General features: G+C 43.5%; 16 protein-coding genes. 3 read left to right on the forward strand and 13 right to left on the reverse strand.

The window, feature by feature from the left end:
- Positions 1–117 precede the first annotated feature (117 nt).
- Positions 118–1,992 carry an ABC transporter ATP-binding protein gene (locus IM475_RS04950; RefSeq protein ID WP_287726872.1) on the forward strand — a complete coding sequence of 625 codons (1,875 nt, stop codon included), beginning with the start codon at positions 118–120 and terminating at the stop codon, positions 1,990–1,992.
- Here the strand turns inward: IM475_RS04950 and IM475_RS04955 are convergent.
- Complete coding sequence (locus IM475_RS04955) at positions 1,985–3,382, reverse strand: amidase (protein ID WP_287726873.1); 1,398 nt, start codon at positions 3,380–3,382, stop codon at positions 1,985–1,987. The two genes, IM475_RS04950 and IM475_RS04955, sit on opposite strands and share 8 nt — an antisense overlap.
- Positions 3,383–3,525: 143 nt before the next feature.
- On the opposite strand from IM475_RS04955, the gene pyrR reads away from it, so the two are divergent.
- A complete protein-coding gene (pyrR, locus tag IM475_RS04960) occupies positions 3,526–4,059 on the forward strand; it encodes a bifunctional pyr operon transcriptional regulator/uracil phosphoribosyltransferase PyrR (RefSeq protein WP_287659180.1) in 534 nt (177 codons plus the stop codon).
- 152 nt (positions 4,060–4,211) lie between these two features.
- Here the strand turns inward: pyrR and IM475_RS04965 are convergent, their stop codons facing one another.
- From IM475_RS04965 to IM475_RS04985, 5 genes are all read right to left on the reverse strand, one after another.
- Positions 4,212–4,994 (reverse strand): endonuclease/exonuclease/phosphatase family protein, encoded by a 783-nt coding sequence (locus IM475_RS04965; protein ID WP_287659179.1) that lies wholly within the window; start codon positions 4,992–4,994, stop codon positions 4,212–4,214.
- Positions 4,995–5,239: 245 nt separating this feature from the next.
- Positions 5,240–5,440: a photosystem II assembly protein Psb35 gene (psb35, locus tag IM475_RS04970; RefSeq protein WP_287659178.1), complete on the reverse strand. Its 201-nt coding sequence runs from the start codon at positions 5,438–5,440 to the stop codon at positions 5,240–5,242.
- Positions 5,441–5,499: 59 nt separating this feature from the next.
- Positions 5,500–5,907 (reverse strand): gamma-glutamylcyclotransferase family protein, encoded by a 408-nt coding sequence (locus IM475_RS04975; RefSeq protein ID WP_287726874.1) that lies wholly within the window; start codon positions 5,905–5,907, stop codon positions 5,500–5,502.
- Positions 5,904–6,929, reverse strand: a complete 1,026-nt coding sequence (locus IM475_RS04980; protein WP_287726875.1) for an aldo/keto reductase — start codon at positions 6,927–6,929, stop codon at positions 5,904–5,906. The genes IM475_RS04975 and IM475_RS04980 overlap by 4 nt, the downstream gene beginning before the upstream one ends.
- Positions 6,930–7,072: 143 nt before the next feature.
- Positions 7,073–9,169 (reverse strand): S8 family peptidase, encoded by a 2,097-nt coding sequence (locus IM475_RS04985; RefSeq protein WP_287726876.1) that lies wholly within the window; start codon positions 9,167–9,169, stop codon positions 7,073–7,075.
- A 68-nt stretch (positions 9,170–9,237) separates the two neighbouring features.
- Between IM475_RS04985 and IM475_RS04990 the strand changes: the two genes are divergently transcribed.
- Positions 9,238–10,050, forward strand: coding sequence for a Uma2 family endonuclease (locus IM475_RS04990; protein ID WP_287726877.1), 813 nt, complete (start codon positions 9,238–9,240; stop codon positions 10,048–10,050).
- A 71-nt stretch (positions 10,051–10,121) separates the two neighbouring features.
- Here IM475_RS04990 and IM475_RS04995 read toward each other — a convergent pair whose 3' ends face one another.
- The 7 genes from IM475_RS04995 to IM475_RS05025 all read right to left on the reverse strand — a co-directional run bounded on the left by IM475_RS04995 (position 10,122) and on the right by IM475_RS05025 (position 14,711).
- Positions 10,122–10,277: an anacyclamide/piricyclamide family prenylated cyclic peptide gene (locus IM475_RS04995; RefSeq protein WP_002797475.1), complete on the reverse strand. Its 156-nt coding sequence runs from the start codon at positions 10,275–10,277 to the stop codon at positions 10,122–10,124.
- 144 nt (positions 10,278–10,421) lie between these two features.
- A complete protein-coding gene (locus tag IM475_RS05000; protein WP_287726878.1) occupies positions 10,422–10,589 on the reverse strand; it encodes a cyanobactin biosynthesis PatC/TenC/TruC family protein in 168 nt (55 codons plus the stop codon).
- A 46-nt stretch (positions 10,590–10,635) separates the two neighbouring features.
- Complete coding sequence (locus tag IM475_RS05005; protein ID WP_353737437.1) at positions 10,636–10,893, reverse strand: cyanobactin biosynthesis system PatB/AcyB/McaB family protein; 258 nt, start codon at positions 10,891–10,893, stop codon at positions 10,636–10,638.
- Positions 10,894–10,973: 80 nt separating this feature from the next.
- The gene (locus tag IM475_RS05010) at positions 10,974–12,917 is read right to left on the reverse strand and encodes a S8 family peptidase (protein ID WP_287726879.1); all 1,944 of its coding nucleotides are present in this window, start codon (positions 12,915–12,917) and stop codon (positions 10,974–10,976) included.
- A gap of 31 nt (positions 12,918–12,948) precedes the next feature.
- Positions 12,949–13,518: a Uma2 family endonuclease gene (locus tag IM475_RS05015; protein ID WP_002802547.1), complete on the reverse strand. Its 570-nt coding sequence runs from the start codon at positions 13,516–13,518 to the stop codon at positions 12,949–12,951.
- Between the two features lie 35 nt (positions 13,519–13,553).
- A complete protein-coding gene (locus tag IM475_RS05020; RefSeq protein ID WP_002802545.1) occupies positions 13,554–14,000 on the reverse strand; it encodes a DUF29 domain-containing protein in 447 nt (148 codons plus the stop codon).
- A gap of 42 nt (positions 14,001–14,042) precedes the next feature.
- Positions 14,043–14,711, reverse strand: a complete 669-nt coding sequence (locus tag IM475_RS05025; RefSeq protein ID WP_002802541.1) for a Uma2 family endonuclease — start codon at positions 14,709–14,711, stop codon at positions 14,043–14,045.
- Between the last annotated feature and the right edge of the window lie 61 nt (positions 14,712–14,772).

Here is a 14,772-nt window from a genome sequence, read left to right on the forward strand (position 1 = left end):
TTCTCCCTTACAAGGGAGATTCCCCCAGCTATCTACGAATTAATTGCACCCAGCTACTGGGAACAGAAAAAGCTATATTTATAAGTAAATCGAATCTGTCTTTCTATTTAAAGACCCATGGATAACAAAGTTCTCGACGTTCATAATCTCACCGTTGAATTTTCCAATCAGAAAAGAACAACAGTCGCCGTTAATAACATTAGTTTTAGCTTGCAGAAAGGTCAAGTTCTCGGTTGTGTGGGGGAGTCGGGTTCAGGAAAATCCGTCACCTCCCTCGCACTCATGGGATTGGTTCCCTCTCCGGGGAAAATTACCCGGGGAGAAATTTGCTTTCGTCCGGCAAAAGGTCAGTCAATGCAAGCAGTAGATTTATTATCTATTCCCCGGGAAGAATTGCGTTATTATCGCGGGGGAGAAATGGCGATGATTTTCCAAGAACCAATGAGTTCTCTTAATCCAGTCTATAACATCGAGTTTCAACTCACAGAAGCAATTTTACTGCATCAAAAAGTCACACCCGAACAGGCAAAAAATCAAGCAATCTCTCTACTGCAAGAAGTGCGCTTATTACCCAGTGATCAACAGTTAGAGGAGAAGTATATAGAAACTTTTTCCCTAGAAAATAAGGGTCATGTTAGAGAAAAAATTAGAACTTATATTCAGGAACAAAAAGAGGCAATTCTCAAGCGTTATCCTCACGAATTATCGGGGGGACAATTACAAAGGGTAATGATTGCCATGGCGATTTCTTGTAATCCTACTCTATTAATTGCCGATGAACCAACCACCGCTTTAGATGTGACTGTCCAAGCAGAAATATTAAGATTATTACGCGATTTGTGTAAAAGCGATCGAGAAATGTCAATGGTTTTTATCTCCCACGATCTGGGAGTTATCAACGAAATTGCCGATCAAGTTATCGTGATGTATCAAGGAGAAATTGTCGAACAGGGACCGAAAGAAGAAGTATTAAATTATCCCCAACATCCCTACACAAAAGGTTTACTTGCCTGTCGTCCCCGCTTAAACTCTCGTCCCGAAAAATTACCCACCGTCAGCGATTTTTTACAAGTGGAAAAAGACTCTCAAGGTAAGATTATTGAACTACAGGAAATTACTCCACCAGCAGTTAAATTTATTACTCTCCAAGAAGAAGAAAGCAGAATCGCAGGTTTACAGAATCACGAGAATATTTTATCAGTAGAAAATTTATCGGTTAGATTTCCAGTTAAGGGAGTTTTCGGGCAAGTCAAGACCTTTTTTAATGCCGTAGATCAGGTCAGTTTTGCCGTTAAACAAGGGGAAACCCTCGGTTTAGTCGGTGAGTCTGGCTGCGGAAAATCTACCTTAGCAAGGACAATTCTGCGCTTAATTCCTGCCACTTCTGGAAATATCTATTTCCGAGGAGAAAATCTCGCTAAATTAAACCCCAGCGATCCAAAATTAAGACTACTGCGACGGGAATTACAGATAGTTTTTCAGAATCCCTACAACTCCCTGAATCCCCGTTTATCCATCGGTAAAGCAATTTTAGAACCGATGGTTATTCATCATACTGGCGGCAATTCTCAAAAGCGACGGCAACGAGTAGAATATTTATTAGAACGAGTTAAACTTGATCCTAATTGGTTTGATCGCTATCCCCATCAATTATCAGGAGGACAACGACAAAGGGTGTGTATTGCCCGCGCTTTAGCCTTAAATCCTCAGTTTATTATCTGTGATGAATCTGTCTCTGCTTTAGATGTTTCTGTACAAGCGGGAGTCTTAAATTTACTCAAAGAATTACAGCAGGAATTTAATCTCACTTATATCTTTATTTCCCACGATTTAAGTGTTGTCAGATTTATGAGTGATCGGATTATGGTGATGAATAAAGGTAAAATTGAGGAAATCGGTACAGCTAACGAAATTATCAACTCTCCCCAAAGCGATTACACCCGTAAACTTATCGCTTCCATTCCCCAATTTACCCAAAGTCTTGCTAGTTAAAATTAGCCATCAAACCGAAAGGATTAGCTGCCTCTAACTGTGCCGATAAACCTAACAAAGTGATTTCATCAGCAGGTTTACCTACTAACTGAATTGCCACGGGTAAACCCTGACTATCCACTCCTGTGGGTAAAGCAATCGCGGGTAAACCACTCGCATTAGCAATAGGAGAAGGTGCAATCCAACCAATCATCTTATTAACCGCTGCTTCCGGTGGTAAATTTTCCCACTCACCAATTCCAGGGGGTTGATGTAGAAAAATTGGCAAAAGTAAGACATCAAAATTATCAAACATCGCCACAATTTGCCGCGAAATAACGTGCATCTGCTGCACTGCTTGCAGGTATTCCCCCGCGCTGCCAGAATTCTCTAATAACCATTGGTTAAGGGGACTTAATAACTCCTTCGGAATTCCCGTCGCTGCCGTCCCCGCTTGCCAAATACGGCGAAAAGGAGCGATTAAAGCCTGTAAATCGGGGGAATACTCGGTTAAATGATGCCCCATGTCCTCTAAAATTTTAGCCGTAGCGAGGACAGCATTTTTATAAACGGAAGTTGCCTCGCCGAAGGGGGATACGGAAGTAGAAAAAGCGATTCTTAGGGGTTTTACGCCTCTCTGAGTGGCTTCTAGGAAAGAAAAGGGCGGATCGGGTAGCCAGTAGGGATCGCCCGTCGTATAGCCCGAAATCACGGTAAGCAGTGCCGCCCCATCTGCCACCGTCTTAGAAAGAGTGCCGTTAGTGGCGATACCGCTTTGAAATTCCCCCACCGGGGCATAGGAAACGCGCCCGCGACTGGGTTTTATCCCCACCAAACCGCAACAACCCGCCGGAGTACGAATGGAACCGCCACCGTCGGAACCCTGGGCAATCGGGCAGAAACCCGCCGCTACCGCCGCCGCCGCACCGCCACTGGAACCGCCTGCGGTATAATCGCGGTTGAAGGGGTTACGAGTCGGCAAAAAACCCGGATTTTCGGTGTAGGGAAAGGAACCTAACTGGGAAGTGGCAGTTTTGCCCAGAAGGATAAAACCCGCCATTTTCATTCTGGTGACGATTCCTTCGTCGTATTGGGCAATATTTCCCTGTAAGGCGGCGACTCCGTAACTAACCGGCATTCCGGCGACGGCATTTAAGTCTTTAATGGCGGTGGGAACTCCAAAAAAAGGCGGTAATTCGGCAGTAGCGGCGATTTGACTTAATTGTTCCGTTTGGGCGCTGGCGGTTGCTAGGGCGCTTTCCCCGGCGACATGGACAAAACTACCGATTTGACAGTCAAATTTCTCAATTCTGTCGAGGTATAAATGGGTTAATTCTAGGGGGGAGATTTGTTTAGTGCGAATCAGTTGGGCTAATTCTAGGGCAGATTTTTGTAATAATTCATCACTCATGAGCGATCGAGTTAAAATAGGTAAGTGAAAATAATTATATTCGTTAGTGGGAAGATGGTTTTAAAGGAAAAAAGAAAAAGTAAAAAAAAGTCCATTGCCGTAAAAATTTCCCTATCCCCTATCCCCCCTTTTCTTAGAAAATTATGACCTCACAGTTAATTGAAATTCTCTCGGCTGACGAAATTCGTCGCACCCTTACCCGTTTAGCTTCCGAAGTTATCGAAAAAAGTGGCGATTTAAATAACTTGATTTTGATCGGTATCTACACGCGAGGAGTGCCTTTAGCTAATTTAATTGCTAGTCAAATTGAGAGCTTAGAAGGGGTAAAAGTTCCCGTGGGAGCGATCGATATTACCTTCTATCGCGACGATCTCGATCGCATTAAAACCCGCACTCCTGCTAAAACCAAAATGCCCCTAGATGTCACGGGAAAAACCGTGATTTTAGTCGATGATGTTATCTATAAAGGTCGCACAATCCGCGCCGCTTTTAATGCTATTATTGAGTATGGCAGACCGCAAAAAATCCGCTTATTAGTTCTCGTTGATCGTGGTCATCGGGAATTACCAATTCACCCAGATTTTACGGGCAAAAAACTCCCCACCGCAGCCGAGGAACAGGTAAGAGTTTATCTACAGGAGATTGACGGCAAAGATGGGGTGGAATTAATCAAATAAACAGAGGATTGGTAACTAATCCCGGTAGGAAAATAAACAGATATTGAATTTTTTCCTGTTGAAAACACTGAACAAATTTAACCATCGAATCACCAGAGTCTGCTGAAGCTTTCACCCTCTATATATTTGCTAAATACAGAAATCATCTATTTTTAGGGCAAGGTAAAAGCAGCAATTACGGGATAATGATCGGAAGGAATAAGATTCAACCAACGAGAAGGATCGACTTTGGCCCAATCTAACTGCAAACGGCTATCATAATAAATTGTATCGATGGCTAAATAAGGGGTATCGGTGTAATTATTAAAGCTCATTTGTTCCGCTAATTCCAAATCGGCCAAAGCGTCCTTTAATTTAATTTCTGGCTGCAGAGGTTGAGTTAAAATCTGACGGGGTAATTGCTGAGAATTAACATTAAAATCCCCCGTTAAAAATAGGTAATCTTCTGTTAAATCTAGTTGACAAAAACGCTCCTGTATGCACTTCGCACCTAAGTCCTTAGCTTTGTCGCTATAGTAATCGAGATGGGTGTTATAAAACTGCAAAGTTTGCCCCTCAAGAGTGCGAAATTTAGCCCCCGTTACCATGCGGGGATAGGGATTACCCCAAGCTTCGGTAATACTGCCAATAATATCGGGAGTTTCTGATAACCAAAATTCGTAAATTTCTAAACATTTTAACCGACTTGGTTGATACAAAATCGCACAATGTTCATCTAATCCTGTTCCCCTGCGATCGCTTCCTAAACTTTGGTATTTTGGCAATAAACGGTGTAGATCCAATAATTGATTAGCGCGAGCTTCCTGAGTACCAATTATATCGGGAGAATAGTGAGCAATTAAAGCCGCGACTGCTTCCCTTCTTACTCGCCAATTACGCTCATCAGGATCGGGTTTATCGTAGCGAATATTAAAGGACATCGCTGTTAGTTTCATAGCAAAATGGAGAATAGGGAAGATGGAAGGGAATGGGGATTTCTGTCAGTGAATAGTAATCAGTAATCAGTGAACTGAAAACCCACATCTGATAACAAAGTCCGAATCTAAAACCTAATTCGTTAAGCTAAAAGCTTTGATGTGCTTAGTTTCTAACCTTCTTTTTAGGTAGGAGAATTGCCAGATTCTGTCTTTTGCCTCTTGCCCCTTGCCTTCAGAAGCTGATAACTGATAACTGCCTTTTTCTAGGATTGAGAATCAGAATCTACATCTGTCTTCACTTCGGGGATAATATCCGGTCTTTGGGCATCTTCCCAACCAACCGGACGTTTAGAATTGTACCAAGCGATCGAACCGATGGTGACAGCAGCGAGAAAACCGACCACATAAACTGCCACGAAATAAACGGGGAATTTGCCACTGGCCACTTCTAGGAGTAGATACATAATTTTTTCACGATTAAGCTTTTAATTTGTATATCTTAACAGAATCGGCCCCCTCATCCCTATTCTCGATCGCTACTGGTCCACCAACCGGAAGGCAGCCAAACACCGCCATGAAAAGCTATTTTTGCCGGTGTCATCATATATCCCCAAGCTTCGCCGATCAATTCTCGCTCTAGATTATAAATAGGGATTCTGCGACGCTGATACTCGTTTTCTTCTGGAGATCTGCCGGGTTGATAATCTTCCAAACCATCCAAAAGCCCCAGATCATAATCTGCGTTAAAAGTCAATAAAATTCCCTTCACCCAGCCTTCCCCCTCGGTCAGTCCGGGATAACCGAGGGCGGTAAGATGGTATAAATGCCCCTTTGTGTAGACGGTTCTAGAGTTGATCACTTTTCCCGCACAGTAGGCAGCATAGTTACTCTCCCTGGGTTTCAGGGTTCCATAAACAAAAACTTCCATCATCGATCCAATTGTGCAGCTACTCCTCCTAATAGGATATCGCAAACAAATTGACTGGCTAAAAGTTCGTGGGGAAAACCAAGGGAAATGGCACTGATATTATCGAGTCGTTGCAGCTGTTCCCCAGTCAGGTTAAAGTCCACACAGGCGAGATTATCCTGCAATTGGGACAATTTTCGAGCGCCAATGATGGGAATTACGGCGTTATGCCGATTTCTTAGCCAATTTAATGCCACTTGTGCCGGTGATTTCCCGATTTCTCTGGCAATCTCTAGGACGGTCTCGGCAATTTTTAAATCGCGATCAAGAATTTGAAAAGGTTGGTCGGTCATGCTTAAACGACCATCGACGGGGTGGGGTTGATTATATTTTCCCGTTAAAACTCCTCCTCCCAGGGGACTCCAAGCTGTCACCCCGATATTTAATGCTTTGGCCATGGGCAATAATTCCCGTTCGGGGGTGCGTTCCTTGAGAGAATATTCTATTTGTAGTCCGATAAAGGGTGTCCATCCCCGTAGGGTGGCCAGGGTGTTTGCTTGGGAGACAATCCAAGCAGGACTGTCAGAAATGCCGATATAAAGCACTTTTCCCATCCTGACCAAATCATCGAAAGCACGCATCACTTCCTCGATAGGAGTGAGAGAATCCCAAATATGAAGCCAGAGTAAATCGATATAATCAGTACCTAAACGCTTTAAACTAGCTTCTACCGCTTGAAAGAGGTTTTTTCGATGATTTCCGCAAGCATTGACATCGCCGGGGCGGGTGTTGAGAGAATATTTCGTGGCGATTACCCATTTTTCTCGATCGCCCTTGACAAATTCCCCCACTAATGTTTCACTGCTTCCGTTTGTGTAGATATTAGCAGTATCGAGAAAATTGCCCCCCGCTTCCGCAAAAGCCTGAAAAACCGCCCGACTTTCCTCTTTATCCGACCCCCAACCCCAATCTTCCCCGAATGTCATCGTTCCTAGACATAGTTCGGAAACTCGCAGACCACTATTACCTAAAAGTTTGTAACGCATAATTAACTAAAATTTTGAATAAGAAGTTAATTATAATTGAATTTGATCGACATTTTTGCTAAGTACATTTGGTACAATTTTGACAAGTTAACCCTGGCCTTATTGATTAATCATTTTTTGCTTAGGTACTTAGCAGACTCAGGCTATTTAGAAACAGCCCAAGAACGCACTTCACCTAAAGTTACAGGGGTGCGATCGCTAACATCAATGGTAAAGCGAAAAACTCGTTTGGCCCGCAGACCATTTTCGGGATCGAAGAATTTTAATTTCACATCCCAACATTCACTTCCGTAGCGACAGAAGGGGCTTTTTTCCACTTCAATGCTGTGTAATTCCATTCCCATCGCCACTGCTTGGGAGAAGGTTTGTACGGCTTGAAAAGCGTTAGTAGCCGCAAAATTTAAAGCGCGATCCCGGGCGATTTGTCCGACATTGCGTAACTCATAATAAATGCGATTCAAGAAACTGGTTAGAGAACGCCGCATCCTCGCTTCATCGGCGATTTCATGTTCTGTGCGAACAGTTTCTATGGCTGATTCAATCAAAGTATTAACTTTCCAGCCATACATTCCCCGGGGACTATTAACCTTGATGACGGGAACAATTTGACCCGAAAAAAGTCTCACGGTTTCCTCGGTAAGAATACCTGGGATACTCACCCTTTCCACATAATCTTCGTCAGCTTCTGGCAATATTTGGCCTGCTAACATATATTGCATGACTTGATAAATCTCGGCGGCAAAAGCTCCCACGGGTTTAATTGCATAGATGGGAGTTAGTTCTAAATTGACTGTCCAAATTAAAGACTTGGTTTCTGATAAATTACTTTCTAAATAATCTACCATTTGCCGCGCATCGTAGGGATTGGATGGTAATTCAAGATTATCGATCGTGATGCTTGGCATTAATTGTTTAAAGGTGTCCCGACGCGCTTCTGTGCCGAAATCATAACCTAAAGTTCCTAACACATAAACCAGGTTTGACCGTTGACTAGGAACGACACTATTAAAGACAATCTTGTTATTTGTTTGATTATTTTGTATTAATCCGGTTGAGGAAACATTTTCTGAAGCATTGCTAGGAGCGATCGCCAGTTCTATTGTCGCTGCTGTTGGGGGGGTTATAGTTATTCCCTGAGTTGCCATCTCGGTTGTATTAGATGGGATAACCGAGGTTGTCACTGTCATCGGAATTACCGCCGATTTTATGATATTATTCGACAAATTGTTATCCGCTTCAACAGTTTGTAATTTCTCTCCCGTCAGCAGTTCATAAGCACCCGCAATATTAATTTTTCCTAATAAACAGCGTTCTGGTTCTTCTACTTCATTAGGATCGCAGGGGATGGCACTATTAATCAAGGCGGCTCTTACTGCTTCTGCATCGGGAGATAACCCCTGTTCTAATTGTAAACTCATTAATAAAGCGGCTGTTCCTGTCACAATGGGAGCGGCGCAGCTAGTCCCTTTTTTGCGGATGGGGTCATCGGTTCCGGGTTGAGCGCCTAAAATATTCTCTCCTGGAGCGAGAATCCCTTGAGTTGCATATTTACCACCAAAATTACTAAATTTAAATGGCTCGCCTGTATCTTTCATTGCTCCTACTGTCAGGACATTTTCTAATACCGCAGGAACGCACCAACACTCTCCTTTATCATTACCTCCGGGGGCAATCACCAGGATATTATTAGCTTGAGCTTGACGAATTGCTTTATCAATAAATTCGTGAGCTAATCCGCTTTGAGTTGGATGACAAGCGGCACAATGAATAATATTAACTCCCTGTTCAATCGCGGTACTAATTGCCCTGGAAAGATTGAGGGGATTAATAAAATCTTCGTTGCTATAGGCGATGGGAATATTAATTACAGTAGCGTTAGGAGCAATCCCTTCTACAGGTGAATCTGGCTGGCCGCAAATGCTGCTGATAATATGGTTAGCATGGAAGCGCAAATGCAAACTCTGGAGGATGTTTTCATCGGGAATCGCTTCTTTCAACATATCACCTTTTTCTTCATCACTTTTGCCACTTTTTTCTACATCTAAAAAGGCTTGTAAGTGTTGGGGATCGATGGGAAATTCTTGCGACCAATAGGGATCAAGGCGGGTAATATTTGCTCCTTGAAAGCAGGCGCGGTCTAAGTCAATCGGTCCATCAAGAACGGCGATTTTGATGCGTGGATCGCCTTTTGTCTGGGAGCGAAGAGCAGTCATTCCGGGGATAGCATTGAGATCAGGCATAGTTTTTGCAGGTTTTCAAGAACAGTTATAGAATAAAAGCTAGATAACAATAAATAGGGGAATTAAAGATGAGTTCAATGACCCCAACGGCACGACCCTCAACCACAATTCATGACCCTTCTGCAACGGTTTATTGCGCTTCCCCTTTACCCGACCACACCCAACTCCCTGATAAAGATGGAAGTTTTGTGAAAAACTATCAAGAGCCTCCCCAAGCAGACCTTTTAACGGATACGATTACACCCCTTTTAGAACAATTACATCCTGACGGTAATTACTGTCTGGGTCGAGATTGTGGGATTTATTGGCGATTGCCAGAGTATCCAGAATCCCTAGAAAAGGGTGCTGTTGCTCCCGATTGGTTTTATGTTCCCCATGTCCCTACAACGATTGAGGGTCAAGTCCGGCGTTCCTTCGTGATGTGGAAAGAAACCATTGAACCGGTTATTGCCTTAGAATTTGTCTCCGGCAATGGTGAAGAAGAACGGGATAAAACGCCTGTCAAGGGTAAATTTTGGATCTATGAGCGAGCGATTCAAATTCCTTTTTATGGAATTTATGAAGTTAACAAGGCCCAGATCGAGATGTACCAGTTAGTTAATGGCCGTTACCAAAAAATGACTCCTAATCAGCGCGGTCATTATCCCATTGTTCCTTTAAAGGTAGAGTTAGGAATTTGGCAGGGGGAATACCAAAATCAATCCTTTCCCTGGCTTCGCTGGTGGGATGGGGAAGGTAACTTGTTGTTAACTTCCCAGGAATCTACTGAACAGGAACGACAACGAGCCGAACAGGAACGACAACGAGCCGAACAGGAACGACAACGAGCCGATCGCCTAGCGGAACAGTTAAGGGCCTTGGGGATAGAACCTGAAGAGTAGTCGTTTTGTCAGGTAGGCAAGCACGAACAATTCATGTAAAAAAAGACTGCCTACCTGCCAGGAAGAACAAATTACACTGCGTCATCACCCGCAAAGGGATAACATTGCTTGGTGGCTAAATCACAGAAGGTAGCAGGGGTAATCACATTACCATCACTAGGAACGGTACTGATATTGTCTCGTTGAACTGGGGCGGTAATGCGAGGGGTCAGTTTTGGGGTTTTCATCGTAAGTTACTCCAAAGGTAGTTGTCGATAACACTAAAAGCTTTACACGATCTTTGTCAAGAGTTTTCTGTTAACTATTGTCAACTTTAAACAATTTGTTTGCGGGAAAAATAGACAAAGTTTTGCAGGAAAAATGGACAAAGTTTAAGACCAGATGCGACCGCGGCGAAAAGGTGGATCATTGGGATTCGCTTTGCGATCTTGGAACATCAATTTCCAACGTCCGTAATCTTCTAAACCAGTGGCGGGAATGTATTTAGCTTTAGGTTGAGTTGTTTCTGGTTGCTCAGTCTTGGGTTTTTCCGTAGCCATTGTTTGATTTCCTCCAGTGTTTTTTGCTAGGTTTTAGAAGTCGATACTAATAACGAAAACCGCCAAAAGAGGACATTTTCAGATAGCCATAGTGAGGGTATTGAAACTGAGCCGGATCATTGTAGTTAGCTCCATGAACCAACTTCACCAGGATAGATACCAAGTCTTCGCCATCTCCATGAACAATATCGACGCATTCATGGGGATGAATAAAATGGGGTCGTTTGACGGGAGCAGATTGTTTGGGAAGTCTCACGGTTGTTTTCGGGTAAATAATGGGGGTAGGGGCGAAGCGTTCGGGCATAACCTATCGCTGAAACCTTAGATTTCCTATCCGAATGCTTGGCCTGTACTTGAAGTCAGAAGTCAGCGCAGGGGAGAGGACTAATAAGGAGAAGACCAGGAACGCACTTCGCCCAAAGTAACAGGAATTAAATCACTCACATCTATTGTAAACCGGAAGATTTTACGAGCGCGGCGGCTATTTTCCGGGTCGAAGAATTTTAACTGTACGTCCCAACAATCGCTATCCAGCCGACAGAAAGGACTCTTAGAAACGTTAATGCTATCGAGTTCCATCCCTGCACCCACAGCCTCAGAAAAAGTTTGCGCTGCTTGGAAAGCATTAGTCGCGGCAAAATTGAGGGCGCGGTCTTGGGAAGTTTGCCCTAAATTGCGTAAATCGTAGTAGATGCGGTTGAGGAAACTACTCAAAGTGCGGCGCATTTGGCTTTCTTGGGCTTCTGTTTGTTCTGCACCAACGGCTTCGATTGCCGCACTGACTAAAGTATTGATGTGCCAACCATAAATTCCCCGGGGGCTATCCGGTTCAATGACGGGAACAACTTGTCCTGAGAACAGGCGTACTGTTCGTCCAGTAATCCGTCCCGGAATACTGACACGCTCGATATATTCGGGGCTGTCTTCTGCTTGTACTTGTCCCGAAAGAAGTTCCTGTAAAGCGGCATAAACTTCGCGGGAAAAAGAGCCAAGGGGTTCAATGGCGTAAATTGGCGTAAGTTCCAGGTTCAGGGTCCAAATTAAGGATTTAGCCTCCGAGAGGTTGTCAGCCAGGTAATCCACCATCTGACGGGCATCGTAGGGATTAGAGGGAACTTCAATACCACCAATTACCGCTGTCGGCATCAGTTGTTTAAATGTGTCCCGACGGGCTTCGGAGCCGAAGTCATAGCCCAAGGTGCCAATGGCATAGACGATGCCACCAGCAGGTTCAGCAGCTTGGCTAGGGGTGACGGGTTTATTGGTAGTTTCGGGCATGGATACTCCTTGAGAGGTGATGACAGGATTGGGAATTTGGGCGACGGGGATTACCGGTGCGCTAGTTGCGGCACTCAGTTCGAGTTTTTGGCGTTCAGCCTCAGTGGTTTCGGGCGTACCACCGCAGCCACAGCCTGATGCTTCTACTGTTGCTTGGGTTTCCACAGATTCGGACATGGTTTCTCCTGTTAGTTGTTTAATTGCCCCAGAAATGTTCAACAATCCGGCTAAACATTTTGGTTCATTTTCACTGTCTGCATATTGGCAGGGGAGGGCGCTTTTTAGGATTGCCTCCCGGACTGCGTGAGGATTGGGGGTTTCTCCCCGCTGCACCTGCAAGCTGAGTAATAAGGCGGCTACTCCGGCCACAATGGGCGCGGCGAAGCTGGTCCCACTCAGTTGCACAGTCCCGCCCCCTGGTTTTGCCCCTAAGATGTTTTCTCCAGGAGCAAGGATGCCTTGGCTTTGGTAGGTTTCCCCCCAATTACTAAAGTCGAGGGGATGCCCTCTAGCATCGACAGCACCCACCGCTAGGACAGCAGGAAGGGCCGCCGGAACTTGGAGGCATTCACAGCCATCATTGCCGGCAGCGGCAACGAGAAGAATATTTCTCTGGTTACACATCTCGACGGCACGAATTAGCCAGTCTTCGGCTTCTCCCATATCAGTGAGGGCCCCGCCGCTAATATTAATCACCTTTGCCCCATTTTCGGCGGCTTGTTCAATCGCCCTCGCTAAATCCAGTTGGGAGAGTTTACGGTTATCCTCGGCGAAGACGGGTACGAGTAGGCCTCGACAATTAGGGGCAATTCCTTCTATTTCTGTTTTAGGTTGTCCAAAGATGAGGCTGGCAATATGGGTTCCGTGGGTGGACATTTGCCCCGCAGTGGCTTGATGCTGGACGAGGGTGGGTAAGCGGGTTAGGTCTGCCCCCTTGAAGCAGGGATGGTCGGTATCAACTACACCATCGAGAATGGCGACGGTTATTTCTGCTGCGCCTTTGGTTTGTTTTTGTAGTTCTTTTAATCCCGGAATAGTTAAGACGTTCATCTTTTTTTAATTCTTGGGTTAACCGATAAAATTAATAATTAAATACATCACAAACCTTTAAGTTTAATTCTTTGAATCTGGGAGATTTTACTAGGTCATCATTGCTAAAATTACCAACCTGTGTGTAAGCATTTCCTCTTAATTCTAAGACTAAAATAGTTTGAGTTTGAGGATCAACTATCCAGTATTCAGGAATCCCACAATCTTGATATTGGCTTCTTTTGGCGATGTAATCTCTCTCTCTTTGGATTTCCCCCGGACTAACCACTTCAATGACTAATAAGGGGGGTGCCATGGAAAGAAGAATCGTATTTCTCTGGGAGAGTAATTGAATATGTTCTTCTCGAATAATGGTTAGGTCAGGATAACGGTTTTTCGGTTCGCCTCTCACTTCTAATTCTAAACCATGTCCTCTGACTCTATCTGTTCCTAGCATCAAAGCAAAGACTAGAAAAAGACGATTAGCAATTTGAAAGTTAAGTCCTGATTCTGGTGGCATTTCTACCAATTCTCCGTTAAATAATTCATAAGATTCCTCTGAATTATCCTCATATTGTAGATATTCGGCAAAGGTTTGAAAGCGGGGTTTTGTGATTAACATAATTTCTTCATCTCTTTTTGTTGTTTAATTAATTTTTATGGCAACCAATCGCGATCCAGTAATTGTTCTAGTGAGTAAGGACATTGAGAGGGAAAAATCACAGTATTCGCTGTTTTGATTTTGACGAAACCTAACGCATCTTCATAAATATAGTTCAATTCTTCTTCTAAATAATTACGGAGATTAGCCGTCATTTTTCGCCTTAATTGAGTCCGAAAATTATAAATTTCTTCCTGCCAATTAATTGTATTATATTCTGTTTCTTTTGTCCAGTATTGCAGTAATAATAAATGGCGGATAACCTGTTCTAAAAGACTGGCTACCGCATTTTTCTTTTCTTTGCCCAAATCCTCTAATTCCTCGATTAAATGTTCTAAGTCTAGCTGTTGAAATTGATGATTTCTAAGCAAGCTAATGGTTTCTCCTAGCCATTGAGAGTCATCAAGCTCGTAGAGTTGTTTTAATTGATGAACACCTAGCATAATTGATTATCTCCGTCTTGATTTTGTTGAATTTAGATTACTCTAACTAGATTGATGTTTGAGCGTAGCTATTCCTAATTGCAAAACCTCTAAAACCTTGGCTAAGTCACCGGCTAATAAGGCATCCCTATCTAACCATAATCCAGGGAAGATCTGGGAACAAATTATCCCTTCTGAGTTCGGTTCAAGTTTAATATATTCTTCATTTGTTAATCTAAACCAATCAAATTCTCCATCTTCAACTCGCCAGACTAGATATTCTTGCACTTGGTTACGACGATAAACATTGAGTTTTTGATGTAAGTCAAGGGAGACGGTACTCGCTGCAATTTCAACGATTAACTCTGGCGCACCTTCGACATAACCATCCTCACTAATCGTTGATTGTCCACCATTTTTAATTCTTAATAGTGCATCGGGTTGAGGTTCATTGTCAGTATCAAGACGAACCGTACAATTATCACCTAATTGCAGATTGGGAGTAAAGGCTTTATACACACTTAGCCAACCTATAATATCAGCATGAGGTTCACCATGATTCGTAATTCTTAGGGGAGAAGCCATAATATAAACAATTCCTTCAATGAGTTCTGCTTTTTTTAGATTTGGCATAGCCTTATATCTACGCTCGAATTCACGACGAGTAAGCTTATCCCCATTTTCTAGGCGTGGAATGGTTAATTGAGGAGAAATTGTTGTAGTTGCTATCATTGATTGTCTCCATTAGCAGTTTTATCTTTTTGAGTATCTTGATATCAGGGAAGTTTAGTAG

It is taken from the genome of Microcystis sp. M061S2 (genome assembly GCF_020245605.1).
In the GTDB taxonomy this organism is placed as follows: Bacteria; Cyanobacteriota; Cyanobacteriia; order Cyanobacteriales; family Microcystaceae; genus Microcystis.